The organism is Azohydromonas lata (assembly GCF_034427735.1).
GTDB classification, from domain to species: Bacteria; Pseudomonadota; Gammaproteobacteria; order Burkholderiales; family Burkholderiaceae_C; genus Azohydromonas; species Azohydromonas lata.
Window position 1 is genome coordinate 57,495 of sequence record NZ_JAXOJX010000018.1, and the last position, 24,998, is coordinate 82,492.

General features: G+C 71.1%; 21 protein-coding genes. 9 read left to right on the top strand and 12 right to left on the bottom strand.

The window, feature by feature from the left end:
- Nucleotides 1-45 precede the first annotated feature (45 nt).
- Both SM757_RS12680 and SM757_RS12685 read right to left on the bottom strand, forming a co-directional pair.
- A complete protein-coding gene (locus SM757_RS12680) occupies nt 46-1,425 on the bottom strand; it encodes an alkaline phosphatase PhoX (RefSeq protein ID WP_322465741.1) in 1,380 nt (459 codons plus the stop codon).
- 160 nt (nt 1,426-1,585) lie between these two features.
- The gene (locus tag SM757_RS12685) at nt 1,586-3,367 is read right to left on the bottom strand and encodes an IlvD/Edd family dehydratase (protein WP_066341828.1); all 1,782 of its coding nucleotides are present in this window, start codon (nt 3,365-3,367) and stop codon (nt 1,586-1,588) included.
- 158 nt (nt 3,368-3,525) lie between these two features.
- On the opposite strand from SM757_RS12685, the gene SM757_RS12690 reads away from it, so the two are divergent.
- Nucleotides 3,526-3,996 carry a GNAT family N-acetyltransferase gene (locus tag SM757_RS12690; protein ID WP_322465742.1) on the top strand — a complete coding sequence of 157 codons (471 nt, stop codon included), beginning with the start codon at nt 3,526-3,528 and terminating at the stop codon, nt 3,994-3,996.
- Between the two features lie 48 nt (nt 3,997-4,044).
- Here the strand turns inward: SM757_RS12690 and SM757_RS12695 are convergent, their stop codons facing one another.
- The 3 genes from SM757_RS12695 to SM757_RS12705 form a co-directional block, all read right to left on the bottom strand.
- Entirely contained in the window at nt 4,045-4,701 is a 657-nt protein-coding gene (locus SM757_RS12695; RefSeq protein ID WP_322465743.1) for a pentapeptide repeat-containing protein, read from the bottom strand.
- Nucleotides 4,702-4,865: 164 nt separating this feature from the next.
- Nucleotides 4,866-6,026, bottom strand: coding sequence for a glycerophosphodiester phosphodiesterase (locus SM757_RS12700; protein WP_322465744.1), 1,161 nt, complete (start codon nt 6,024-6,026; stop codon nt 4,866-4,868).
- Nucleotides 6,027-6,206: 180 nt separating this feature from the next.
- Nucleotides 6,207-6,446, bottom strand: coding sequence for a hypothetical protein (locus SM757_RS12705; RefSeq protein WP_322465745.1), 240 nt, complete (start codon nt 6,444-6,446; stop codon nt 6,207-6,209).
- A 194-nt stretch (nt 6,447-6,640) separates the two neighbouring features.
- Between SM757_RS12705 and SM757_RS12710 the strand changes: the two genes are divergently transcribed.
- Nucleotides 6,641-6,868, top strand: coding sequence for a hypothetical protein (locus tag SM757_RS12710; RefSeq protein ID WP_084267883.1), 228 nt, complete (start codon nt 6,641-6,643; stop codon nt 6,866-6,868).
- A gap of 25 nt (nt 6,869-6,893) precedes the next feature.
- On the opposite strand, the gene SM757_RS12715 is transcribed toward SM757_RS12710, so the two are convergent.
- A complete protein-coding gene (locus SM757_RS12715; RefSeq protein WP_322465746.1) occupies nt 6,894-7,955 on the bottom strand; it encodes a glycosyltransferase family 4 protein in 1,062 nt (353 codons plus the stop codon).
- Nucleotides 7,952-8,866 (bottom strand): UDP-2,3-diacylglucosamine diphosphatase, encoded by a 915-nt coding sequence (locus tag SM757_RS12720; protein WP_322465747.1) that lies wholly within the window; start codon nt 8,864-8,866, stop codon nt 7,952-7,954. The genes SM757_RS12715 and SM757_RS12720 overlap by 4 nt, the downstream gene beginning before the upstream one ends.
- A gap of 183 nt (nt 8,867-9,049) precedes the next feature.
- Here SM757_RS12720 and SM757_RS12725 point away from each other — a divergent pair, with 183 nt between their 5' ends.
- Both SM757_RS12725 and SM757_RS12730 read left to right on the top strand, forming a co-directional pair.
- Complete coding sequence (locus SM757_RS12725) at nt 9,050-10,993, top strand: PhoX family protein (RefSeq protein WP_322465748.1); 1,944 nt, start codon at nt 9,050-9,052, stop codon at nt 10,991-10,993.
- A 51-nt stretch (nt 10,994-11,044) separates the two neighbouring features.
- Nucleotides 11,045-11,833: a hypothetical protein gene (locus SM757_RS12730; protein WP_322465749.1), complete on the top strand. Its 789-nt coding sequence runs from the start codon at nt 11,045-11,047 to the stop codon at nt 11,831-11,833.
- 97 nt (nt 11,834-11,930) lie between these two features.
- Here the strand turns inward: SM757_RS12730 and SM757_RS12735 are convergent, their stop codons facing one another.
- Nucleotides 11,931-13,478: a methyl-accepting chemotaxis protein gene (locus SM757_RS12735; protein ID WP_322465750.1), complete on the bottom strand. Its 1,548-nt coding sequence runs from the start codon at nt 13,476-13,478 to the stop codon at nt 11,931-11,933.
- Nucleotides 13,479-13,710: 232 nt separating this feature from the next.
- Between SM757_RS12735 and SM757_RS12740 the strand changes: the two genes are divergently transcribed.
- On the top strand, nt 13,711-14,244 hold the full coding sequence (locus tag SM757_RS12740) for a hypothetical protein (RefSeq protein ID WP_066341814.1): 534 nt from the start codon (nt 13,711-13,713) through the stop codon (nt 14,242-14,244).
- A gap of 68 nt (nt 14,245-14,312) precedes the next feature.
- Complete coding sequence (locus SM757_RS12745; RefSeq protein WP_322465751.1) at nt 14,313-15,818, top strand: CYTH and CHAD domain-containing protein; 1,506 nt, start codon at nt 14,313-14,315, stop codon at nt 15,816-15,818.
- Nucleotides 15,819-15,857: 39 nt separating this feature from the next.
- On the opposite strand, the gene SM757_RS12750 is transcribed toward SM757_RS12745, so the two are convergent.
- From SM757_RS12750 to SM757_RS12765, 4 genes are all read right to left on the bottom strand, one after another.
- Entirely contained in the window at nt 15,858-16,595 is a 738-nt protein-coding gene (locus SM757_RS12750) for a response regulator transcription factor (RefSeq protein ID WP_322465752.1), read from the bottom strand.
- Between the two features lie 91 nt (nt 16,596-16,686).
- Nucleotides 16,687-17,463 carry a hypothetical protein gene (locus SM757_RS12755; protein WP_322465753.1) on the bottom strand — a complete coding sequence of 259 codons (777 nt, stop codon included), beginning with the start codon at nt 17,461-17,463 and terminating at the stop codon, nt 16,687-16,689.
- A gap of 1,545 nt (nt 17,464-19,008) precedes the next feature.
- Nucleotides 19,009-20,115: a transporter gene (locus tag SM757_RS12760; RefSeq protein WP_322465754.1), complete on the bottom strand. Its 1,107-nt coding sequence runs from the start codon at nt 20,113-20,115 to the stop codon at nt 19,009-19,011.
- Between the two features lie 4 nt (nt 20,116-20,119).
- Nucleotides 20,120-21,616 carry a Ppx/GppA phosphatase family protein gene (locus tag SM757_RS12765; RefSeq protein WP_322465755.1) on the bottom strand — a complete coding sequence of 499 codons (1,497 nt, stop codon included), beginning with the start codon at nt 21,614-21,616 and terminating at the stop codon, nt 20,120-20,122.
- 277 nt (nt 21,617-21,893) lie between these two features.
- Here SM757_RS12765 and pstS point away from each other — a divergent pair, with 277 nt between their 5' ends.
- The 3 genes from pstS to pstA all read left to right on the top strand — a co-directional run bounded on the left by pstS (nt 21,894) and on the right by pstA (nt 24,994).
- Nucleotides 21,894-22,949, top strand: coding sequence for a phosphate ABC transporter substrate-binding protein PstS (pstS, locus tag SM757_RS12770; RefSeq protein WP_066341803.1), 1,056 nt, complete (start codon nt 21,894-21,896; stop codon nt 22,947-22,949).
- Nucleotides 22,950-23,075: 126 nt separating this feature from the next.
- Complete coding sequence (gene pstC, locus SM757_RS12775) at nt 23,076-24,101, top strand: phosphate ABC transporter permease subunit PstC (RefSeq protein WP_322465756.1); 1,026 nt, start codon at nt 23,076-23,078, stop codon at nt 24,099-24,101.
- Nucleotides 24,102-24,109: 8 nt separating this feature from the next.
- On the top strand, nt 24,110-24,994 hold the full coding sequence (gene pstA / locus SM757_RS12780; RefSeq protein WP_066343653.1) for a phosphate ABC transporter permease PstA: 885 nt from the start codon (nt 24,110-24,112) through the stop codon (nt 24,992-24,994).
- Nucleotides 24,995-24,998: the final 4 nt, after the last annotated feature.

Sequence of the window (24,998 nt, forward strand, 5' to 3'; positions counted from 1 at the left end):
TTCAGGCAGCCGCGCGTGCGCCGCCGCAAGGCGGCACCGCCTGCGTCAGGCCTGGCACTTGCGCCAGGGCCCCTCGATCACCAGCGTGATGCCCGGCGTCTGGAGGTTCACGAACATGAAGCGGCCGTTGTGCGAGAAACAACCGCCGGCGAACTCGCTGTCGTTGATGCGGTTCTCCGCCACGCGGAACAGCTCGCCGCGCGCATTGACGCCCACGATGTTGTTGCCGCCGTCGCCGTCCTCGCACACGTAGAGGCGCCCGTCGGGGCCCACGGTGATGTTGTCCGGCATCTCCAGCACGGCGCGGTCGGTGGACTCCACCACCAGCGTCAGCGTCTGCGCCGCGGGGTCGAGCGCCCACACTTGGCCGGCGCCGATGTCGCCACCGGAGGTACAGGTGAAGTAGATCAGCCCGTTGCCGTACCAGGCGCCCTCGCCGCGGACGAAGCGCGTGGCCCCCAGCGCCTGGCCCTGGCCGCGCACGCTGTTGGCGAAGACGTTGTCCACGGGGTCCGGGTTCGGGATGGTCACCCACTCCACCGGCAGCGCCTGGCCCACGCGGTCGCCGAAACCCAGGCCGGTGTTGACGGACGTGCTGGAGCCCTTGATGCGCAGCGCCTGCAGCGTGCCGCCGGCCAGGAGCTGGCCCGGCTGCACGGGCACGTAGCGGTAGAAGAGGCTGTCGCCGGTGTCCTCGGTCTGGTAGACGATGCCCGTGCGCGGGTCGGTGGCCGTGGCCTCGTGGCTGAAGCGGCCCATGGCCACGATGGGCTGGGCCTTGACCGGGCCGGTGCCCATGGCCGGCACCTCGAACACGTAGCCGTGGCGCTTCTGGTAGGTCGTGGGCACGGCCAGCGGAATGGCCGTGGTTTCCTCGCAGGTCAGCCAGGTGCCCCAGGGCGTGAGGCCGCCCGCGCAGTTGTTGTTGGTGCCGCCCAGCGAGGCGTAGTGGCGCAGCAGCCGGCCCTGCGCGTCCAGCACCAGCGTGGTGGTGCCGCCGTTGGCGTAGGGGTCGTACTTGAGCGCCTCGGCCACGTCCACGCCGCGCAGGTTGCCGAACTTGCTCTCGCGGTTGTTGAGCTCGTGGTTGCGCACGAGGAGGGTGGTGCCGTCCGCGCCGCGGAAGCAGGCCATGCCGTCGTGGTCGCCGGGCACCAGCGTGCCGTCGCTCATGGTCTGGCCGGTGAAGGACACGGCCCAGTAGCGAAAGCCTTCCGGCAGCGCCAGCAGCGGCTGGTTGCGGAAATCGAAATACCCCGGCAGGGCGATGTCGGCGGTATTGAGCGGCAGCGTGGGCGCCAGCGGTCCGAAGCCCGCGCCAAAGGCCGGCGCGGCGCCGGCTGCACGGCTGTACAAACTGGTCAAGGGCGCAACCATGGCACCGGCGCTGAGCATCTTGACGAAATGGCGGCGGGATGCAGTCATCCAGGGAACTCCTTCTGGGCTTTGGAAACCGCGGACATATCGGCTTGCACAAGGCAAGCCGACGCCCGTGGCGCTTGACCCAAGTTAAGGAGCCGCCGTGACAGTCGCGTGAAATCGCGGGGGGCCGCGTCCCCCCCACGCGATCACGCCAGCGCCGCCTTCAGTGGTTGTGCCGAGGCGTCTTGGCGGCGATGCGCCGGTATTTCAGCGCGAACTCCAGCGTGGCGCCGTCGGCGAGCTGGTTGGTCTTTTCGCGGTACAGCTCTTCCCACGGCGAGTGGCTCGCGGGCACGGGCGGCGCGGGCAGGTCGCGCTTGCGGCGCTCGATTTCCTCCGTCGCCACCAGCGCGTCGCAGGTGCCGGCGTTGAGGTCGATGCGGATCACGTCGCCCGTCTGCAGCCAGGACAGGCCGCCGCCCGCGGCGCTCTCCGGCGAGCAGTTGAGGATGGAGGGGCTGTCGGCCGTGCCCGACTGGCGGCCGTCGCCCAAGGTGGGCAGGGTTTCTATGCCGCGGCGGATGAGGGCGTCGGGCGGCTGCATGTTCACCACCTCGGCCGAGCCCGGCCAGCCCAGCGGGCCGGCGCCGCGCATCACGAGGATGCAGCCCTCGTCGATATTGAGCGCCGGGTCGTTGATGCGGTGGTGGTAGTCGTCCGCGCCGTCGAAGACGATGGCGCGTGCCTCGAAAACGCCTTCCTGGCCTGGATTTTTCAGGTAGCGGTTGCGGAAGCGCTCGGAGATCACCGAGGTCTTCATGATGCCGAAGTCGAACAGGTTGCCGCTGAGCACCAGGAAGCCCGCGCGCTCCATCAGCGGATCGTTGAAGGGGCGAATCACCTCGCGGTCCGTGGCCTCGCGGCCCTGCAGGTTCTCGCCGATGGGCTGGCCGGTGACGCTCAGGCACTGGCCGTGCAGCTTGCCGGCCTGCTGCAGCTCCCACATCACGGCGGGCACGCCGCCGGCGCGGAAGAAGCGCTCGCCCAGGTACTTGCCCGCGGGCTGCATGTTCACCAGCAGCGGCAGCTCGTAGGCGTGCTGGGTCCAGTCCGTGGGCTCCAGCTCCACTTCGGCATGGGCGGCCATGGCCATGATGTGCACCTGCGCGTTGCTGGAGCCGCCGCAGCAGCTCACCACCGACAAGGCGTTGAGAAAGCTCTCGCGCGTGAGGATCTTGGACGGCCGCAGATCCTCGTAGGCCATCTCCACGATGCGCCGGCCCGTGTCGTAGGCCATCTGGCCGCGCTGGCGGTAGGGCGCGGGAATGGCGGCGCAGCCGGGCAGCGACAGGCCCAGCGCCTCGGCCACGGCGTTCATGGTGGAGGCCGTGCCCATGGTGTTGCAGTGCCCTGCGGACGGGGCGCTGTCGCAGGCGCGCTGCAGGAACTCCTCCTCGTCGATCTCGCCCGCGGCCAACTTGCGGCGGCTGCGCCAGATGACGGTGCCCGAGCCCACCAGCTCGCCCTCGTGCCAGCCGTCGAGCATGGGGCCGCCGGAGAGCACGATGGCCGGGATGTCCACCGTGCTGGCGGCCATGATGCCGGAGGGGGTGGTCTTGTCGCAGCCCGTGGTGAGCACCACGGCGTCTATCGGGTAGCCGTAGAGGATCTCGACCAGCCCCAGGTAGGCCAGGTTGCGGTCCAGCGCGGCGGTTGGGCGGCGGCAGTTCTCGAAGATGGGGTGCACCGGGAATTCCATGGGAATGCCCCCGGCGTCGCGGATGCCCTCGCGCACGCGGCGCGCCAGCTCCAGGTGGATGCGGTTGCAGGGCGAGAGGTCGCTGCCCGTCTGCGCGATGCCGATGATGGGTTTGCCTGAGCGCAACTCGGCCGGCGTGAGGCCGTAGTTCATGAAGCGCTCCAGGTACAGCGCCGTCATGTCCGAGCGCTGCGGGTCGGCGAACCACTCGCGCGAGCGGAAGGGGCGGGCGGGTTTCTTGTCCATGGGAGTTGTCTTTCTGCGCAAAGGGGGTGCTGCGGTGCCAAGCCGCCCACGAGGCGCGGCAATTCTGCCGCCCGCTCATGTGCTTGCGCGCCTTGGGGACCGGGGTGAATCCCTGGGTGCTACGGTGACGATTCCATCCCCTGGAACCGCACAAGCCCATGGACACCGACTGGCTCATCCGCGACGCCGACGCCCGGGACCTCGCCGGCATCGCCCTGCTGTATGAAACCTCCGGCGTGGACGCGCCGGGCACCAGTGACCCGCACACCCTGCGCGCCCATTTCGCCCGGCTGCAGTCGCTGCCCGGCGCCCGCGTGCTGGTGGCCGCGGCGGCCGATGGCGGCGCGCTGCTGGGCACGCTCACGCTGTTCGTCCTGCCGCTGCTGGCCCACGGCGGCACGCCCGGCGCGCTGGTGGAGGACGTGGCCGTGCACCCCGACGCGCAGGGCCGCGGCCTGGGCCGGACCTTGATGGCGCACGCCCTGCGCATCGCCGGCCAGGCCGGCTGCTACAAGCTCGCGCTCAGCTCCAACGCCAAGCGCGCCGACGCGCACGCCTTCTACGAGCGCCTGGGTTTCAAGCGCCACGGCTACAGCTTCGTGGTGGACGTGCAGCCCCCCGCCGAATGAGCTGAAGCCGCGCCGGCACCCACGCGCGCGGCCCAGCCTCGGTGAGCGTCAGTGCGGCGGGCAGCCCTTGCAGCCGTCCACCATGGCGCCGCGCCACTGCGTGGTGCCGTCCACGGTGGCGCCGCTCAAATCGGCACCGTCGAGGTTGGCGCCCTGGAAGTTGGCGCCGCGCAGGTCCGCACCTTGGAGCGCCGCGCCGCGCAGCTCGGCGGCGTTGAAGTCGGCGCCGCGCAGGTCGGCCTGGCGCAGGTCCGCCCCCTGGAGGCTGGCGCCGTTGAAGCTGGCGCCGCCGGCACGGGCCTGCGACAGGTTGGCCTCGGCCAGCTTGGCGTTTTGCAGGTTGGCCTCGGTCAGCTCGGCGGCCTGCAGCGACGTGCGCTGCATCTGCGCGGCGCGGAAAGCCGTCTTGCCCAGGCTGGCGCGCTCCAGCCGGGCGCCGGGCAGGCGGGCCTGGTTGAGGTTGGCCTCGCGCAGCTTGGCACCCGTGAGGTCAGCGCCGGTGAGGTCGGCCTTGAGGAAGTTGGAGTGGTTGAGCTCGGCGCCGCGCAGGTCGGCGTGCGCCAGGCTGGCGTCGGGGCACAGCGTGGCCGTGGTGAGGCTGCAGCCGTTGACGCTGTCGCTGCCGGCCATCGCGGGACCGGTGGCCAGCGCCCAGGACGCCAGCGCCGCCAGCAGGCCGGCGGCTCGCCATGAGGATTGAGGCATCGTGTTTCTCGCGCAATTTGCAGGTGCCCGCCGGGTTGCAATCGCCATGCCGCCAGGCGCGCCGGCCGCGCCGCGCCTCCCTGGCGGCGGGCCGGCCCAAGCTGTAAGCAAGGGTAGGCACCACGGCTGTGCGCAGCCGCCCGCGGTGGCGGCCAGGCGGCGCCTCAGCGCCGCTGCCAGCCGTTGCGCGCCTGCACGCCCAGGAAGGCGTGGTCGGTGAAGAAGCCGTCCATGCCCAGGTTGAGGAAGGCGCGCACCTGGCCCGCCAGGTCGCCCAGCGCGGCGGGGTCGCTGCCCTGGTCGAAGTCGTCCGGCAGGAACTGGTTTTCGGCGCGGAAGGTCCAGCCGTGCACCAGCAGCCCCGCGGCATGCGCGTCGCGCACCAGCGTGGTGGGCGTGCCCAAGCGGCCGGCCACCAGCGGGATCATCAGGCTGGTGTTGGCACCCACGCCCTGCGCATAGCCGGCGATGTCCGCCAGGCCCGCGGGCTTGGCCAGGTCGGCATAGGTGCGGGCGTCACCGGACACCGTGAAGTCCCAGGGCTGGCCGCTGCCGTTGAGCAGTTGCACCAGCGGCAGCCTGGTCATGCCCGCGAGCTTGCGCAGGTTGGCGACTTCGAAGGACTGGATGAAGACCGGGTCCTTGCGGCTTTGGTAGCCCCAGGCGTGCAGCGTGCGCACCAGCGGCTCCTCCAGCGACAGGCCCAGGCCCTGGAAGTAGCTCGGGTGCTTGGTCTCGGGATAGAGGCCCACGGCCCGCCAGGGCTTGCCGCCGGCGCGCTCGCGGCGGCGGTCGTTGGCGTCCTTCACCAGGCGCAGGATCTCGGTGAGCGTGGGCACCTGGAACATGCCGTCGAAGCGCGCGTTGGCCACGCGCAGCGCGGGCAGCCGCTCGCGGGCGCGCAGGGTCTTCAGCTCGGCGAGGGTGAAGTCCTCGGTGAACCAGCCGGTGAGGGTGACGCCGTCTATGGTCTTGGTGGCGCGGCGCGCGGCGAATTCGGGGCGGTCGGCCACGTCGGTGGTGGCTTCGCGCACGCTGCCGTCGGCGTTGAGGATGGCGATGGCGTTCTCGTGCCGCGCCACCAGCACGCCGTCCTGGGTGCTCACCAGGTCCGGCTCTATGTAGTCCGCGCCCATTTCAATGGCCATCCAGTAGGCCGCCAGCGTGTGCTCCGGCAGGTAGCCGCTGGCGCCGCGGTGGGCGATGACCACGGGCTCCGCGGCGCCGGGCTTGTCCTGCCCGGGTGGAGCCGCCATCGCTGCGGGGGCAACCATCACCAGCGCAGCGCTCAGGCCGGCCAGCAGCCGGCGGCGAAGAATCATCATCGAAGGACTCCAGGTGCTTGCACGCCCAAGCTTTGGACGCGGGCGCACTGTGCGCAGCGCGCATGTCAGCGCCGTGACGTGGCGCCGCCGCTCCCGCGCCCGGCCGGGGTGGGCGCCGCGCGGGGCGGTTCAAGTGCGGGAGCCGGCCGTCATCACGCCGTCACGGCGCTTCCGGCTCCGTCAGCCGTCCCTCGCGACCAGCACGGGGCTGCTGGACGCCGGCGCCGCGGCGCGGGCGTCGCCCAGCCCCTGCGCGCCGTCGTGCCGCGGCAGGGCCACGACATGCCGCCAATGCAGCCGCATCATTTCCTGGCGCACCTGCTCCACCGTGACCAGGCCGCGGCAGGCCAGCGCCCACAGCTCGTCGAAGCCCTGCTCGTACTGCGGCGAGCGGTATCCCGGGATGTGACATGCAGCCATGTGAAACCTGCCTTTGCTCAAGCAACGTCAAGGCCGCCCTTGTCTGCCCGGTGCGTGACGGCACGATGACCGGGCCTTGCCACAGGAGGCGCATTTCCCCAAGGCCCCAGGCTTTACCCACCCCATGAATACGGGGATTTCCGCAGGGGTTTTCCATAGAATGCGCGCACCTCAACACCGACAGAGGAGTGGACGTGGAACCCCATCAGGTCACGGTTTACAGCTTCGACGTTTTCGACGTGGACGGGCGCAACTACATGCCGTTCAAGGCCACGCGCGAGGAAATCCTCAGCCGCTACGGCGGACAACTGATTGAAGGCACGGCCGAGACCGTGCCGCTGGACGCCCTGGACGACGAGGGCCACTACCGCCGCTGGAGCGGCGGCTGGACCGAGCAGCACTTCGCGCTGCTGCGGCACTGAAGCGCTTCGCCGCGGCGCAGGGCGCTCAGGCGCCGGCGGGCGGGCAGCGCGGCGCCATGCCGGCGGCCGCTCCACTGCGCACCGACACCAGCATCCGCAGGAACTGGTCGCACACCGCGGACCAGTCAAAGCGCAGCGCGCGCTCGCGCGCACCCTGGCGCGGCAGCGCCAGGGCCTGCAACGCAGCGGTGTGTAAATCTTCGTGCAGCACGCCGCCGCCGGAGTCGCCCACCACGTCCAGCGGTCCGGGCACCGGGTAGGCCGCCACGGGCGTGCCGCAAGCCATGGCTTCGAGCATGACCAGGCCGAAGGTCTCGCTGCGGCCGGGAAACACGAACACGTCCGCGCTGCCGTAGATGGCCGGCAGCTCATGGCGCGGCACGATGCCGCGCCAGTGCACGCCGGGAAAGGCCTTCATCAGCGCGTCGCGCAGGGGCCCCGTGCCGTACACCACCTTGTCGCCCGGCAGGTCCAGCGACAGGAAGGCCTCCAGGTTCTTCTCGTAGGAGAGGCGGCCGACGTAGAGGAACACCGGGCGCCGCCACGGCTCAGGCGGCTCGCCGGGCCTGAGGGCGGCCGCGGGCTGGAACAGCCGCAGGTCCACGCCGTGCGACCACGCCCGCGCGTTGGTGAAGCCGTGGCCGCGCAGCAGATTGAGCATGCCGTCGCTGGGCACCATCACGGCGCTGGCCGGCGCGTGAAAGCGCCGGAACCACGCGTAGCTCCAACGCACGGGAATGCGCAGCCCCTTGGCCAGGATTTCCGGGAATCGCGTGTGGAAGGCGGTCGTGAAGGCCCAGCCGCGCCGCAGGCAGTGCCGCCGCGCGGCCGCGCCCATGGGGCCTTCGGTGGCGATGTGCACGGCGTCTGGCTGCAAGGCGTCGAGCTGGCGGGCCACGCCGCGCCCGGGGCGCCAGGCGATCTCGATCTCGCGGTAGCCGGGGCAGGGAAAGCGCCGGTAGGCGCCGGGCTCGATGACGTGCACCTCGTGGCCGCGGGCGCGCACGCCCTCCACCAGCTCCACCAGCGCCGTGACCACGCCGTTGACCTGGGGCTGCCAGGCGTCGGTGACCAGCGCGATCCTCATGGCTGCACCCGGACCTGCACCGGGTTGGGCAGCGTGGGCGGCCAGCGCAGGGGCGCCGGGGCCTCGTCGCCGGACAAGGGCACGGGCAGCGTCGTGTCCGGCCGGCCCCATTCGACGATGGCCAGTTGCCCGTCGAAGTGCTCCACCAGCGCCGTCATGCTCTCCACCCAGTCGCCGTCGTTGCAGTAGAGCAGCCCGTCGATGTTGCGAATCTCGGCGTGGTGGATGTGGCCGCACACCACGCCGTCCACGCCGCGCTTGCGCGCCTCGTGGGCCACGGCGCGCTCGAAGTCGCTGACGTAGCTCACCGCGCGCTTGACCTTGAGCTTCAAGTATTTGGACAGGCTCCAGTACGGCAAGCCCAGCCGCGCGCGCAGGCGGTTGAAGTGGCGGTTCAGGCGCAGCGTGAGCTCGTAGAGGTTGTCGCCCAGGTAGGCCAGCCACCTGGCGCACTGCACCACGCCGTCGAAGAGGTCGCCGTGCGTCACCCACAGCCGCCGGCCGTCGGCGGTGCGGTGCACGGCCTCGTCCACCACCTCGATGCCGCCGAACTCGTGCTGCACGTAGCGGCGCGCGAACTCGTCGTGGTTGCCGGGGACGAACACCACCCGCGTGCCCTTGCGCACCTTGCGCAGCAGCTTCTGCACCACGTCGTTGTGCGCCTGCGGCCAGTACCAGGAGCGGCGCAGTTGCCAGCCGTCGATGACGTCGCCCACGAGGTAGAGGGTTTCGCAATCGACACGCTTGAGGAAGTCCAGCAGCGCCTCGGCCTGGCAGCCCGGCGTGCCCAGGTGCAGGTCCGAGATCCAGACCGTGCGGACGAGCCAGCGGCCGTCGCCGCGCGGGCCGGGCGCGGGGTGGCGCCCGGACAGGTCGGGGAAGTTGGGCAGGGGAGGAGGGTCGCGGTGCATGGCAGGCCATGCTGGGCGCACGCCGTGACGAAGCGGTGTCGGATCGGTGACGCATCCATGACGCCGCGCGCTCGGCCCCCCAGCGGCCGCGGCCCGCGCAGGCGGCCTTGGGCGCCCCGGCAAGGCACACTGCCGCGCCGCAGCGCTTCCGAAGTTGGCGGCACCAGGCCCAGCCACACCCCCATGCACAACTCCCCGACGCCCTCCCGCCGCCGCATGCTCCAGCTCCTGGGCGGCGTGCCGCTGCTGCCGCTGGCCGCCGCGGGCTGCGCCTCAGGCCGCCCCGGGCCGGACGCGGCCCCTGCCGCCCCCCAGGGCCGCGGGCCCGTGCGCAGCGTGCGCTTCGAAGGCATGGCCGCGCCCACGCTGGCCGACCCGGCCGCCATGGCCACCACCCGCGTCGCCTCGGCCCTGGTCGCCACGCTGGCCGACGGCTCGCAGCACCGCCATGCGCTGCAGTACGACACCTTCTTCATCACCGGCGCGCTGGTGCCGGACGGCGCGGGCGGCCAGGTCGTGGCCGGCGGCTGTTTCGACATCCACAACCGCCCCATCGTGGACGCGAGCGACCCCGGCCGCCGCCAGTTCTTCTCCGACGCGCCGGACGGGATGTCGCTGCTGCAACTGCCCCGGGCGAACGTGCCCGGCGTGCGCGGCCACACCCTCTTTGCCGTGGTGCAGTTCGAATACACCACGCGCGACGCCGCGGGCGCCTCCATGTACGGCCAGCTGCCTTCGCCCATCGCCGTGCTCACGCTGGACCAGGACCCCGCCACCGGCCGCCTGCGCCTCGTGAAGTACGCCAACGTGGACACCAGCGCCGTGCACGGCCTGTGGACCACCTGCGGCGCCAGCCTCTCGCCCTGGAACACGCACCTGGCCAGCGAGGAGTACGAGCCCGACGCCGCGTTCGGCGACGAAAGCCTGGCCGCGTTCAGCCGGCACCTGTATGGCGACCCGGCCCGCGCCAACCCCTACCACTACGGCCACCTGCCGGAAGTGACGGTGCTGCCCGACGGCACGGGCCGCATCGCCAAGCACTACTGCCTTGGGCGCATCTCGCACGAGCTGGTGCAGGTCATGCCGGACGAGCGCACCGTGCTCATGGGCGACGACGCCACCAACGCCGGGGCCTTCATGTTCATTGCCGACCGGCCGCGCGACCTCTGCGCCGGCACGCTGTACGTGGGCCGGTGGCACCAGACCTCCGCCAGCGGCCCCGGCGCCGCCACGCTGAGCTGGATACGCCTGGGCCACGCCAGCAGCGCCGAGATACGCGCGCTGGTGGACGGCGGCATACGCGCCGCCGACATCATGGACGTGAGCAAGGCCGACCCCGGCGACGCCAGCTTCACCAAGATCCCCTTTGCCGGCGGCTTCCACTGGGTGCGCGTGAAACCGGGCATGGAAAAGGCCGCGGCCTTTCTGGAGACGCACCGCTTTGCCGCGCTGGCGGGCGGCTCGCTGGGCTTTACGAAGTGGGAAGGCACCACCGTCAACGCGCGCGACAAGGTGGCCTACGTCGCCATGTCGCGCATAGAAGCCTCCATGCTCGACGGCTCCGGCGGCGTGAAGGTGGAAGGGCCGTACTCCGGCGCCGTCTACGCGCAAAACCTGCGCGGCGGCCAGCGGGACCACCGTGGCGCGCCCATCGCCAGCGACTGGGTGCCCGTGGACATGGCCGCCGTGCCCGCGCTGGTGGCCGAGGACTTCGGCGGCGGCAAGCTGCGGCGGCAGGACGCGCTGGGCAACTTCGCCCACCCGGACAAGCTGTCCATGCCGGACAACCTGAAGTTCAACGAGGCGCTGCGCACCCTCTTCATCGGCGAGGACAGCAGCACCCACGTCAACAGCTTCCTGTGGGCCTACGAGGTGGACACGGGCCGGCTCTCGCGCCTGCTGTCCTGCCCGGCCGGGGCCGAGTCCACGGGGCTGCACGCGGTGGACGCCGTCAACGGGTTCACCTACGTCATGAGCAATTTCCAGCACCCGGGCGACTGGGAATCGCCGCTGCACGACAAGGTGAGGCCGGTGCTGGACCCGCTGATCCGCGCCCGCTACCGCGACCGCAACGGCGCCGCGGTGGGCTACCTCACGGCGGTGCCGGCAGCGCACGCGCCCGGCTGAAGCCGCGGCGCCGTCCAGGTCCAGGAAGTCACTCCCCTTTTGTCCCCCTCCATGAGTCGCAACCTTTGGGCGCTGGTCGCCTTGCAGGGCCTGTTCCTCACCAACAACGTCACCTTCATCGCCATCAACGGCCTGGCCGGCCTGTCCATGGCGCCTCACGCCTGGATGGCCACGCTGCCGGTGATGGCCTACGTGGTGGGCGGCGCGCTGTGCACCGGCCCCGTGGCCTGGACGCAGGCCCGCTTCGGCCGCAAGGCCAGTTTTCAATTTGGCCTGCTGGTGGCGCTGGGCTCCACGCTGTTGTGCGCCTGGGCGGCCAGCACGCGCAACTTCTGGCTGATGTGCTTCGCCACGCTGGTGGCCGGCTACCACTCGGCCAACGGCCAGCTCTACCGCTTCACGGCCGCGGAGTTCGCCGCGCCCGCCGCGCGCGAGAAGGCGGTGTCGCTGGTGATGGCCGGCGGGCTGCTGGGCGCCGTGGTGGGGCCCAACCTGGCCTCGCGCACGCGCGACCTGGCGGCGCTGCCCTTCGTGGGCGCCTACCTGGCGCTGGCGGCCGTGGCCCGCCTGGCGCTGGTGCTGCTGGCCTTCCTCTTCACCGGCGCCACCACGCTGTCGCTGTCGGCCTACACGGCGGTGGAGAAGGACAGGGCGCAGGGCGCCATCAACTTCATCATGTTCGCCGTCATGGCCGTCACCGCCTTCAGCTCCGGCGCCCTGGTCAGCGCCGCGCAGGGCTGGAGCTGGCTGAACCTCGGCTCGGTGCCCGCGGTGCTCGCCATGGGCGCGGGCCTGGCCTGGCTGGCGCTGCGCCGGCGCGACCAGCCCGCGGCGGCGTAGCCGGGCGGCGGCCAGGCCGCTCGAACGGCAGGCGTTAGACGGTCTAACACCGGGTTCATGGGGCAAGCCGGCGCCGTGCCGGCCCGCCCTCGGCGCCTCACACCGCCAGCTTGAAATTGGCGGTCAAGCCCTGCAGCCGGCTGGCCTGGCGGTGCAGCAGCTCCGACGTCGCGGCCGACTGCTGCACCAGTGCCGCGTTCTGCTGCGTGGCGGCCTCCACCTCGGAGACGGCGCCGCTGAGCTCGCGGATGCGGCTGGTCTGGTTGGCGGCGGCCTGCAGCAGCTCTTCCATGGAGTGCGCCATGCGCGCCACCGAGGCGTTGATGCGCTCCATGCGCGCCTGCGCGTCGTTCGCGGCCTGCGTGCCCTGATCCACCACGTGCACCGACTCGCGCGCCAGCGACGCGATCTCGGCCGAGGCCGACGCGGCACGCTCGGCCAGCACGCCCACTTCCTGCGCCACGACGCTGAAGCCGCGGCCCTGCACGCCCGCGCGCGCGGCCTCCACCGCGGCGTTGAGCGCCAGCAGCCGCGTCTGCAGCGCGATGCGCTCGATCACGCCGGTGATCTCCGTGATGCGCGAGGCGCTGCGTTCGAGCTGGTCCATGGCGCCGCACACGCTGGCCACGGCCTCGCTGCCGTCCTGCGCGGCGCCGGTGGCCGAGTGGGCCAGTTGCGTCACGGCGTTGGCCGTGTGCTCGGTGTGGCCCACGCAGCGCGCGAGCTCGCTCATGGCCGCGGCCGTCTGCAGCAGGTCCGCCGCGGTGCGCTCGGTGCGGGAGGAGAGGTCGCCGTTGCCCGCGGCGATCTGCACGCTGGCCGCGGCCACCGCCTGGCTGGACTGCTGCATGTCGTGCAGCATCTCGCGCAGCCGCGCCTGCATGGCCGCCATGGCGCGCAGCAGTTGCGAGAACTCCTGCACCCCGCCCGTGGCGATGTCGCCGGCCAGGTCGCCCTTGGCAATGCGTTGCGCCACCGCCACGGCATGCGTCAGCGGCACGGTCACGGCGCGCACGCCGGCCCAAGCCAGCCAGGCGAACACCGCGATCGACAGCGCCGCCACGCCCAACATGGCCTGGCGCCAGAAGTCGCTGCGCGACTGCGCATGCGCGCGCCGCTCCTGGCCGCGCGCGGCTACGTCGTCCGAGAGCCGGCCCACCAGCGCGGCCAGGCGATCGGCCTGCGCACGCGCGCCGGAGAGCAGCTGGAAACCCTCGGTGGCGGTGACGATGCGGCCGTTGATGCTGTCCTGTATCACCGCGCCGGCGCTCTTCTCGTAGCCGGAGAGCAGGGCGCCCAACTCGTCGGCCGCGGCGCCGTTGCCACGCTCGCGCAGGGATTGCAGGCTGTCCTTGGCGGCGCCCAGCGCCTGGTGCCAGCGCGACTGCAGCGCCTTGGCGGCCTGCGCATCGTCGATGTTGATGAGCGCCTCCTTGTCCAGGCGCATCACCTCGCCCAAGTGCAGCCGCAGCGTGGCCACGCCGGCTTGGGCGGCGAACTCGTTGTCGGCAAAGGCGCCGAACTCGGCGTTCACGTCGCGCAGCGCCAGCGTGGCGGCAGCCAGGACGACGAGCAGCGTCAAAATGGATGCGACCGCACCGGCGGCCAGCTTGGCTCTCAGGGTGGCTCGGGGTCCGAAAATCATGTTGTGTTCCATCGAGTCAAACGGGGGGAGGCGATGCGGGCAGGTGGTTACGCCTGCATCAAGGCCGCGATTCGGCCATGCAACAAGGTGTTTCCCTATGAAAGCCGAGTGGGGACACCGTGTAAGCGGCGCCTTCATCAAGCTGTCACGGCTTGGGGTGCAAGGTGTGCCGACGCAGCGCAAGCCGCGCCCGTTCGTGGCCGGGTGCGGTGTTTGCCCTGACGTCCACACCATGCCTGCCACCCGCCGCGTGATGCTGATCCGGCATGCCGAGGAGCCTGACAAGGGCGCCGGCATCCTGGGCGTCGACGAGTCCGGCCACCCGGATGCCGAGGCGCTGTCCGTGCGCGGCTGGCAGCGCGCCGGGGCGCTGGCGGGCCTGTTCACGGCCTGCGCGGGGCATGGCGCGGCCTACCGGCCGCTGGCCCCGCCCATGGCCGTGTTCGCCGCCACCGACGCCGGCAAGAGCCGGCGCCCGCTGTGCACGGTGCAGCCGCTGGCGCGGCGGCTGGGCCTGGAGGTGGACACGCGCTTCGGCTCCGAGGATGCCTTGGCGCCAATGCTTGCCGCCGTGCTGGCCTGCCGCGGCCCGGTGCTGGTGTGCTGGCGCCACCAGACCATGGGCGACGTCGCGCAGGCACTGTGCGGCGGGCCCGCGCGCCGCTGGGACGCGGCGCGCTTCGACCTGGTGTGGGTGTTCGAGCGCCAGGGCGGCGCCTGGCAGCTCACCGAGCTGCCGCAGCGGCTGCTGGCCGGCGACGGCTGAGCCGCGGCCGAACCGCAGGCCAACCGCAAACGAACCATCGGCCGGCGCGCCGTGAAGGAGGCTCATTCGTGCACGAAGTCGAGATCAAGCTGCAAGTTCCCTCGGAACACCGCGCCGCGCTGGAAGCGGCGCTGGACGTGGCGCAATGGCACCTCACGCGGCTGGAGGCCCACTACTTCGACACGGCCGGCCGCCAGCTCGCCGCGCACGGCTTTTCGTGGCGGCTGCGCCGCGAGAACGGCCAGTGGGTGCAGACGCTCAAGGGCGACGGCGGCCACCTGCTGCAGCGCCTGGAGGACGAGGTGGAGGTGTCCGCCCAGGAGGGGCGGGAGGTGCCCAGGCCCGATATCCGGCGGCATGGCGGGAGCCCCGCCGGGCGGGCGCTGGCCAAGGCACTGGGCGGGGCGCTGGACGACCTCTCCACCCTGGTGGTGGAGCAGTTCCACAGCCGCGTGGAGCGCCGCGCGCGGGTGATGAACCGGCACGGCGCGCAGGTCGAGGTGGCCTTCGACGTGGGCAGCCTGCACGCCAAGGGCCGCAGCGTGCCGGTGTGCGAGCTGGAGCTGGAGCTCAAGGACGGGCCGGTGACGGCGCTGTTCGAGCTGGCGCGGCCCTGGGTGGCGACGCACGGGCTGTGGCTGTCCACGGCCGCCCTGGCGCGGCGCGGGGCGCTGCTGGCCGAGGGGCGCGATGTCGGTCCCGCGATCAAGGCCGGCGTGCCGGCGCTGGCGTGGTCGCAGTCGCCGCAGGCGCTGCTGCGCGCCATCGTGGCCAGTTGCCTGGAGCAGATCCTGCCCAACGCGGGCGCGATCGCCGCGGGCAGCGTGGAAGCCGAGCACGTGCACCAGGCCCGCGTGGGGTTGCGCCGGCTGCGCACGGCGCTGCGCGAGCTGGGCGACTTCGCCCCCGCGCTGGACGAGGCCGGTGCGCAGGTGCTCGCCACCACCTTCTCACGCTTGGGCGAAGTGCGCGACCAGGAGGCCGTGGCCCGCGCCGTGCTCGCGCGCCTGGCGCAGGCGGGCGCGCCGGCCGGGCTGCAGTGGCCCAAGGCCGAGGGCGAAGTGCACCCGCCCGCCGCGGCCGTGCGCGACCCGGAGTTCCAGGCGGTGCTGCTGGACCTGCTGGCGTTCACGCTGGCCGAGGCGCCGGACGAGGCGCCGTGCAAGCACGACGGCGGCTGCCGCAAGGCGCTGCGCCGGCGGCTCGTGAAACTGCACAAGCAGGTGGTGCGGGACGGCGAACGCTTTACCGAGCTGCCCGTGGAGCAGCAGCACCGCGTGCGCAAGCGCCTGAAGCGGCTGCGCTACCTGAGCGAGTTCCTGGCGCCGCTGTACGGCCCGCAGGCCGTGGAGCGCTACGTGGAGGCGCTGCGCCCGGCGCAGGACGCGTTGGGCGAGCACAACGACGACGCCGTGGGCCTGGAGGCTTTCGGCCGCGCGACGGCCACGCAGCCGCAGGCGTGGTTTGCCGTGGGCTGGCTCAACGCGCAGCAGGCCTCCAGCGCCCGCGACTGCCGCCGCGCGCTGCGCAAGGTGGCCGAGGCGCCGCGGTTCTGGAAGAAGCGCGGCCACTGACCAGCACCAACGGCCCCTGGAGGGGCCGTCGAGCCGGCATCAGCGCTGCTGCGGCCCCGGCGTGGGCCCGGGCTGCTCGCCGCCCGGCATGCGCCCGTTGGGCTTGTGCACGGCACCCGCTTCGCCGCCCTTGGGCAGCGAGGCGCGGCCGGCCAGGCCCAGGTCCAGCGCCATCAGGCGCAGCTCCAGCGCACTTTGCAGCCGCAGCTTGGTCATCACGGCGGCGCGGTGCTTTTCCACCGTCTTGGGGCTCAGGCCCAGTTCCTGGCCGGCGCTGCGGTTGGTGTGGCCCGCGGCGATGAGCAGGAAGACGTCGCGCTCGCGCGGCGAGAGCCGGTCCAGCGGGCAGGGCTGCGGCGCCGCGGGCGCGGGCTGCGTGAGCTGGCGCGCCATCTCGGCGTCCAGGTAGATGCGCCCGGCGAACACGCAGCGCACGGCGTCCAGCAGCTCCTGCTCGGTCAAGTCCTTGCGCAACAGGCCCGCGCAGCCGGCGGACAGCACCTCGCGCACGGACACGGCGTCGTCGCGCTCGTTCATCAGCAGCACGCGCACGGCGCCGGACTGGCTCACCAGCCGCGCCACACCCAACCCATTGCCGCCGGGCAGGTGCATGTCCAGCAGCACCACGTCGGGCTGCAGCTCCTCGGCGCGGTGCACCGCCTCGTGGGCGTCGCCGGCCTCGCCGATGACGTTGATCTCCGCGTCCACCGCCAGCGTGGAGCGCAGGCCGACACGCATGAGGCGGTGGCCGTCGGCCAGCAAAACTCGGATGCTCATTGAGGTCTCCCCGCAAGAATGGAGCGGCCGGCGGCGAACCGTCCGGTGCATTGGTTGGTGTTGTCGAGCTGCATGACGGCACTCATTGGGTTCACGTGGCGGGGCCTGCTCCGCGGAAAGCGGGCAGCGGCAAGGGTGGGAGCAGGCGCCAGCCTTCGGCATCGGCCAGCCCGGTGAGTCGCGCGTGCTGCCAGGCATCGGCCGGCAGCACGCAGGTTTCGGCGTTTTCCAGTCCCTGGCGGACGGCAAAGCCCATCAGCCGCTCGCGCACGGTGTAGGGCACGTCCACCTGGCAGGACTCCCAGCACAGCGCCTCCAGCGCGCCGTGGCGCAGCGCCATGAGCTGCAGGCCACGCTGGCGCAGCAGCGCCACCAGGGCGTCGCCGCGGGGCAGGTCGGCGCTGCGGTACTGCAGGTCCTCGGCCAACGCGGCGCGCATCGAACGTATCGCCACGCCCTGCGAGCCCAGCGCCGCACCGAGCCCGTGCACCAGCTCGCCGGAGACGGCCGCCGCCAGCCAGCGCTGCCCGCCCGGGGCCAGGCCCAGCGTCACCTGCAGCGCCTCGTCGCCCGTGTTGACGGCAAACAGGGCGCGGGCCCGGTCCACCGCGTCGCGCCAGCGGTGCTGCGCCGGCAGCAGGTAGTAGCTCAGGCACTCGTCCTCCAGCACCACCACCGCCGAGCGCGGCAGCGCGTGGCCGGTGCGGCGCACGGCCTGCAGCGCCGAGCGCAGCGCGGCTTCCGGCCAGTCCCCGGCCATGCTCAAGGCCACGGCCGGATGCGAGCGCCAGCCGGCGCGCCACAGCGCCAGCGCACAGTGCTGCGGGCCGATGCGCACCCACAGCTCACTGCGCAGCCGCAACGCCACCGCGGGCCACCTGCAATCGCGTGGCGCCGGCGACACGGCCTGGCTTGAGCGCAAAGACGCCACGGCATGCGGCGTCCGCGCCAGGCCGGCGCAAGCCGCCGAATCCCGTGTGCCCTGCAGACCCGGTGTGGGAGACACCCGGGCCTATGGGCCTGGTATTTAACAATTTCCCTTCGTTGAAGGGATTCCCTCGTTTCATTGTTTTCCCCGTTTTTCCATCCGGGCGGGCTTCAATTGCCCTGCCGCGCCGGCTACCCCTCGGTTCTTATTCGCTGGAATTCTTCTTGCGGGCGATTCCCCAGTCGGCGAACCGCATTGCATATGAATACCTTAGGGCGGGTCCGCATGGGGTGTGTTACGCGAGTGTCAACAACTTGGTTACACACGCGCCGAAATATCCGGCGCCATCCGACGACGGAATCATTTCAATTGATATTGATTAATTAAAACTTGTCCGCGCCGCGGCCAAGCCCCTGCGATGCGTGCGCGGCCCGTGCCGGCGGCGTGGCGCAGGGCGTACACCGGCAAGGCCATCCACGGCCGCCTACGCTCATGAAGCGACAAGAGCCGCCCTGCATTCACCACGAACCGCTCGTTTGCCGCCCACAAAGCACGCTTCATGGAAGCCAAATGGCTCGCAAATAGTTACATTCCGTTTCCATGAAGATTGCGCCCCTGTTCCTGCGGCGGGCCCGACGGGCTGATGCGCTGCACTTAGGCGCGGTGCGAAAGGGCATCGCAGAAAGCCGTGAGGGCAAAAACAGCGCGGTGTGCTCCACGGCCATTTGAGAAACGACGCCCGCGATGCGCCCAATGGCCTTCAGCCTACACGACAGTATTCAGCGAAAATCACGACAATGGCGTTGAAAATAAGAGGCCATTCAGCACCAAGGTCCGACATACACCTGAACCGTTCATTGAAGCTGGCCGCGAACCGCATGCCGGCAATTCGTTTATCGTGCCTCCATATTCCATCGGCGGATGGCGGGTCCAAAATTCAATCCGCTCGACCCATACAAAAAAATAGGGCGGGACGATGCATGTCCCACGCAGCCTCGGCTTGGAGCGCAGCTGGGCTTTGGCCGCTTCCATGCCCTGCGCCTCGCATTCAGCCCGGACGGCCGTTATAGGCACGTCACCTTGCACCCAGACACCGGCGCGTCAACGAGCGCATCACTCCATGGAAAACGCAATCCGAAGATGGCGGCACCGACGTTCATTGCTTCAACCCAACCGTCTCTTTTCTGGTGCCACATTTGAAAAGCGTCAAATCAATAAATTGTTCTTTCAGCAAGATTTTCTTGTGCAAGACCTGTGAATGGGTCGGTATGTTTCCAATCCATGGAACATATGCCGGCTCCACCCTAGGTGGTTTTACGGAAATGATGGTTTTCTTCACCTCCCGTGAGCAGAAAGCTGCTCCAGGATTTTGTTGAAGGCCTTTGAAGAAACCCCCATGGCGTCCCACACCGCCATCCACCGTGGTCGATGCCGGACGCCTTCTCGTCGATATTCACGGGCCCGCACGCCGGATTCGCCGGCGCCTCACGGCGCCCGCCGCCACCAGCGCAGCGCCAAAAGCGCCAGCACGGCCGTGACCACGGCGATCAACGCCACCACGATCCAGAAGCCGTGGCCGTGGTCGGCCAGCGGGATGCCGCCCACGTTCATGCCCATCAGCCCGGCCACCAGGTTGATGGGCAGCGCCAGCACCGTGACCATGGTCAGCGCGAACAGGCTGCGGTTGTTCTGCTCGGCCACGTGGGCGGCGGCCTCGTCCTGCAGCAGCTTGATGCGCTCCTGCAGCGCCAGCACGTCGCGCAGCACCACGGAAAAATCCTCGCCCGCGTGGCGCAGCAGCTCGCGCTCCTCGGCCGCCATCCAGCGCGGCGGCGAGCCGAGCACGCGCAGCAGCGCCGTGGGCTCCGGCGCCAGCAGCCGCTGTAGCCGCACCGTCAGCCGCCGCAGCCGCGCGAGCTCGCCGGCGTGGTGCGTGCCGCGGCGCGCCAGCAGCTCGTCCTCGATGTCGTCCACCCGGTCCGCGGCGGCGCGGTGGATGCGCTGCAGCTCGTCGGCCTGGTCGCCCAGCAGGTGCTCCAGCAGCGCCACCGTCGAGGCGATGGGCTCGCCGCGGTTGACGGCCGCGCGCAGCCGGTCCACCGCGCGCAGCGGCTGGCGCCGCGCGCTCACCACCAGCCGCGGCCCCAGGCTCACCCACAGCGTGGCCACGTCGTTGGGGTCGAAGGAGAAGTCGAACGTGACGTCGTTGAGCACCGCCAGCAGCGTGTGGCCGTCGCGCTCGATGCGCGTGGAGCGCGAGCCCAGCGCGTTGATGACTTCGAAAAAGCCCTCGGGCAGCCGCGCATGCGCCTGCAGCCAGGGCAGGGCCTTGGCGTGGGTGAGGTTGAAGTGCAGCCAGACGAAGCCCGGGTCCGTGTCGTCGGTTGGGCGCTGCAGCCAGCGCAGGGCCTCGTCGGTGCCCAGCGGCGCGCCGCTTTGGCCGGGCAGGAAATGAAAGCCGCACACCAGCCCGTTGGCGTCGGCGCCGTAGCCGGCCAGCGTCTGCCGGTACAGCGCCTCGGGGCCGGCGGCGGGCCTGGCCGCCGCCGGCGTGCCGTCGGCCAGCCCGCTGCCGCGGCCTTCGCCGGCCATGCGCTCAGGCCTTGAGCGTGAGCGTGAAGTGCCCCTGCTGCCCCCACTGCGCGATCTCCTCGCGCAGCAGGTGCAGCGTGCGCGGGTCGGCCGGCACGTCGCCGGGCTCCCAGCGCAGGTTGTGGCGCGTGGCGTTGACGGGGTCCATGCGCAGCCGCGGCGCCTCGCTGTCGCGCCGCGCATGGCAGCGGATGGCCGCCAGCCGCAGGCACAGCGCCTGGCGCGCGAAGGAGCGCCGCGCCAGCGAGGCCTCCACCTTCTTGAGCCCGCCGCGCTGCGCCAGCACCAGCTCCGCAATGCGCCGCTGCTGGCTCTGCGAGAAGCCGGCCGCGTCCACGTGGCCGATGAGGTAGGCGCTGTGGCGGTGGAAGTCGTGGTGCGAGACGCAGCGTCCAACCTCGTGCAGCGCGCAGGCCCAGGCCAGCTCGCGGCGCTCGTCGGCCGAGGCGTCGGCCGCGATGTCGCGGTGCAGCGCCATGGCCACGTCGTGCACGCGCCGCGCCTGCGCCAGGTCGCAGTGGAACTGGCGCTGCAGCCCGGCCACGGAGGCGTCGCGCAGGTCCGGCGCCTCGCCGCTGGCGCTTTGCTGGCGCTCGTGCAGGTCCACGATCACGCCCTGGCGCAGCGCGCCCTTGGCCGGGGCGATGTCCTTGATGCCGAACTCGCTCATCAGCGCGGCCAGGATGGACAGCCCGCCTGCGATCACCGGGCGGCGGTCGTCGCGCAGGCCGCGCAACTGCAGCCGGTCGATGTGCCCGGCATCCACGCAGCGCTCTATGCACCAGTTCAGCGCCGAGGGCGTGATGCGCCCGTCCGTGATGCCGTGGTTCACCAGCATCAGCGACACGGCGCCGGCCGTGCCGGAGGAGCCCAGCGCCTCCTGCCACATGTGCGGCTCGAAGCTGGTCTCGGCCTCCTCGAACTCGGCCTGCGCCGCCACGCGGGCAGCCTCGAAGGCGGCCTTGGTGAGCAGGCCCTCGGCAAAGTAGCGCTGCGACAGCGACACGCTGCCGACCTGGAACGACTCGGCCTCGCCCGGCGTGCGCCCGCACCCAAGCACCAGCTCCGTGGAGCGCCCGCCGATGTCTATGACCAGCCGCGGCAGCGCCGAGGGCTGCAACTGCGCCACGCCCACGAAGATCAGGCGCGCCTCCTCGCGGCCGGAGATCACCTCCACCGGCGCGCCCAGCACGTCGCAGGCGCGCAGCAGGAAGGCGTCGCGGTTGCGCGCCTCGCGCAGCGTCTGCGTGGCCACGGCGCGCAGCCCGCCCAGCTCGAAGCCCGCCAGCCGGTCGCGGAAGTGCCGCAGCGTCTGCAGCCCGCGCTCAGCCGCCTCCTCCTGCAGCATGCCGTGCGCGTCCAGCCCGCCCCCCAGGCGCACGACTTCCTTGAGGCTGTCCAGCCGCTGGTAGCGCCCGCCCTTGAGCTGGCCGATCTCCAGCCGGAAGCTGTTGGAGCCCATGTCGATGGCTGCCAGCGGCAGCGAGGTGGCTTGGTTCATGGGAAGAGGCGGGTTCTGCAAGGGTCTGCTGCGCGGGGCAGGCCGCATGCCATGCAGGCGGCCCAAGCACGCGGTGTTGTGGGTTGTAGTGAAGCCCAGCCTAAGGCATGCGGGTGACATCTCCATGACACCCGCCAAAGCCTCATGCGAAAGGGCTTGCGGCCGTGGTGCCCATGCTGCCCCCGCACGACGGCGCAGGTGCCGCCCGCGGCTTGTCACGGTAGTGACATATGTCGCAACTAGTCTGCCGGTATTCGCTTTTCACCCAGGAGTCGTGATGAAACGCCTTGCCGCCCGCTTCACCTTTTCCCTGCCGCTGGCCTGCGGTGCTCTGTTCGTCGCCGCCACCGGCCACGCGCAGGCCCAGGACGTCACCGGTGCCGGCGCCACCTTCCCCGCGCCCATCTACGCCAAGTGGGCCGAGGCCTACAACAAGGCCGCCAGCGTGCGCGTGAACTACCAGTCGGTGGGCTCCGGCGCGGGCATCAAGCAGATCAAGGCCAAGACGGTGGACTTCGGCGCCACCGACATGCCGCTCAAGGACGAGGAGCTGGCCGCCGACGGCCTGGTGCAGTTCCCCACCGTCATCGGTGGCGTGGTGCCCGTGGTCAACGTCAAGGGCCTGCAGCCCGGCCAGTTGAAGCTCACCGGCCAGGTGCTGGGCGACATTTACCTGGGCAAGATCACCAAGTGGAACGACGCGGCCATCACGGCGCTCAACCCGGGCGTGTCGCTGCCTGACGAGGCCATCGCCGTGGTGCGCCGCGCCGACGGCTCCGGCACCAGCTTCCTCTTCACCAACTACCTCTCCAAGGTCAACGCCGAGTGGAAGTCCAAGGTGGGCGAGGGCACCGCCGTGAACTGGCCCACGGGCGCGGGCGGCAAGGGCAACGAGGGCGTGGCCGCCTTCGTGCAGCGCCTGCCCGGCGCCATCGGCTACGTGGAGTACGCCTACGTCAAGCAGAACAAGATGACGTATGCCCTGCTCAAGAACCAGGCCGGCAACTTCGTCGCCCCCGACGACCTCAACTTCAAGGCCGCCGCCGCCGGCGCCGACTGGACCAAGACCTTCTACCAGGTGCTGACCGAGCAGCCCGGCAAGGACGCCTGGCCCCTGACCGGCGCCACCTACATCCTCATGCACAAGACGCCCGAGAAGCCCGTCAACGCCGCCGCGGCCTTGAAGTTCTTCGACTGGGCCTACGCCAACGGCGACGCCATGGCCACCGAGCTGGAATACGTGTCGCTGCCCCAGGCCGTGAAGGTGCTGGTGCGCAAGCAGTGGAGCGGCATCAAGAGCGCCGACGGCAAGGCGCTGGCCGCCGCCAACTGACACGCCGTTGCCAGGCCGCCGCCCGCGCCGCCGCGCGGCGGCGGCCCGCCCCGGCAGTACCCCCCAACACCTCGCGGATCGCCACCCCCCATGGCCAAGCCGCGACCCAAGGACGCAAGGAGGCCCATGAGCACTCCCATGCCGACGACGGGCCACCTGCGCGACCTCGCCTCCCGGCAACGCACCGCACCCCTGTCCTCGCCCCCATCGCAGCCCCGCTTCTCGCCCTGGCCGGACCGCCTCTTCTCCGCCGCAGCCCACGCCGCCGCCGTGCTGGTGCTGGCGCTGCTGGTGGGCATCATCGTGTCGCTGGTCATCGGCGCCGCGCCGGCCATCAAGGCCTACGGCCTGGGCTTCCTGTGGACCAGCGAATGGGACCCGGTGCTGGAGCACTTCGGCGGCCTGGTGATGATCTGGGGCACGCTGGCGAGCTCGGCCATCGCGCTGCTGATCGCCGTGCCGGTGAGCTTCGGCATCGCCGTTTTCCTCACCGAGCTGGCCCCGGGCTGGCTCAAGCGCCCGCTGGGCACCGCGGTGGAGCTGCTGGCGGCCGTGCCCTCCATCGTCTACGGCATGTGGGGCCTGCTGGTGTTCGGCCCGCTGCTGGCGCGCTTCGTCCAGCAGCCGCTGCAGGCGGCCTTCGGCAACGTGCCGTTGCTGGGACAACTGTTCCAGGGCCCGCCCGTCGGCCTGGGCCTGCTGTCGGCCGGGATCATCCTGGCCATCATGATCATTCCCTTCATCGCCTCCGTGATGCGCGACGTCTTCGAGGTCACGCCGCCCATGCTCAAGGAGTCGGCCTATGGCCTGGGCGCCACCACCTGGGAAGTGGTCTCCAAGGTCGTGCTGCCCTACACCAAGACGGGCGTGGTGGGCGGCATCATGCTGGGCCTGGGCCGCGCCATCGGCGAGACCATGGCCGTCACCTTCGTCATCGGCAACATGAACCAGCTCGGCTCGCTCTCGCTGTTCGAGCCGGCCAACAGCATCACCAGCGCGCTGGCCAACGAGTTCGCCGAGGCCGGCGAGGGCCTGCACCAGGCCTCGCTGATCTACCTGGGCCTGGTGCTGTTCTTCATCACCTTCGTGATCCTGGTCCTGTCGCGCCTGCTGCTCAAGCGGCTGCAGCGCCATGAAGGAGCGCGCACGTGAACGCCCCCATGTCCCCCACCCCGACCGCGCCCGCCACCACCGCGCCGGACCGCCGCCTGGCCAAGCACCGCGCGCGCAAGCGCGTCAACGCCATCGCCCTGGCCATGGCGCTGGCCGCCATGGCCTTCGGCGTGTTCTGGCTGATCTGGATCCTGTGGGAGACGCTGCGCCTGGGCCTGCCCGCGCTGTCGCTGCACGTGTTCACGCAGATGACGCCCGCGCCGCAGTCCGAGGGCGGCGGCCTGGCCAACGCCCTCATGGGCTCGCTGCTCATGGTCGGCCTGGCCACGCTCATCGGCACGCCCATCGGAGTGATGGCCGGCATCTACCTCGCCGAGTACGGCCGCAAAGGCCTGCTGGGCGCGGCCACGCGCTTCATCAACGACATCCTGCTGTCGGCGCCCTCCATCGTCATCGGCCTCTTCGTCTACTCGGTGGTAGTGGCCACGACCAAGGGCTTCAGCGGCTGGGCCGGCGTGCTGGCGCTTACGCTCATCGTCATTCCCATCGTCGTGCGCACCACGGAAAACATGCTCTCGCTGGTGCCCAACGCGCTGCGCGAGGCGGCCTACGCCCTGGGCACGCCCAAGTGGAAGGTGATTGGCGACGTCACGCTCAAGGCCGCACGCTCCGGCGTGCTCACCGGCGTGCTGCTGGCGCTGGCCCGTGTTTCCGGCGAGACCGCGCCGCTGCTCTTCACCGCGCTGTCCAACCAGTTCTGGAGCGCCGACCTCTCCGACCCCATGGCCAGCCTGCCGGTGACCATCTTCAAGTTCGCCATGAGCCCCTACCAGAACTGGCAGGAGCTGGCTTGGGCGGGCGTCTTCCTCATCACGCTGGGCGTGCTCGCGCTCAACATCGCCGCGCGCGTGCTGCTGCGGCAAAAGCATTGACACA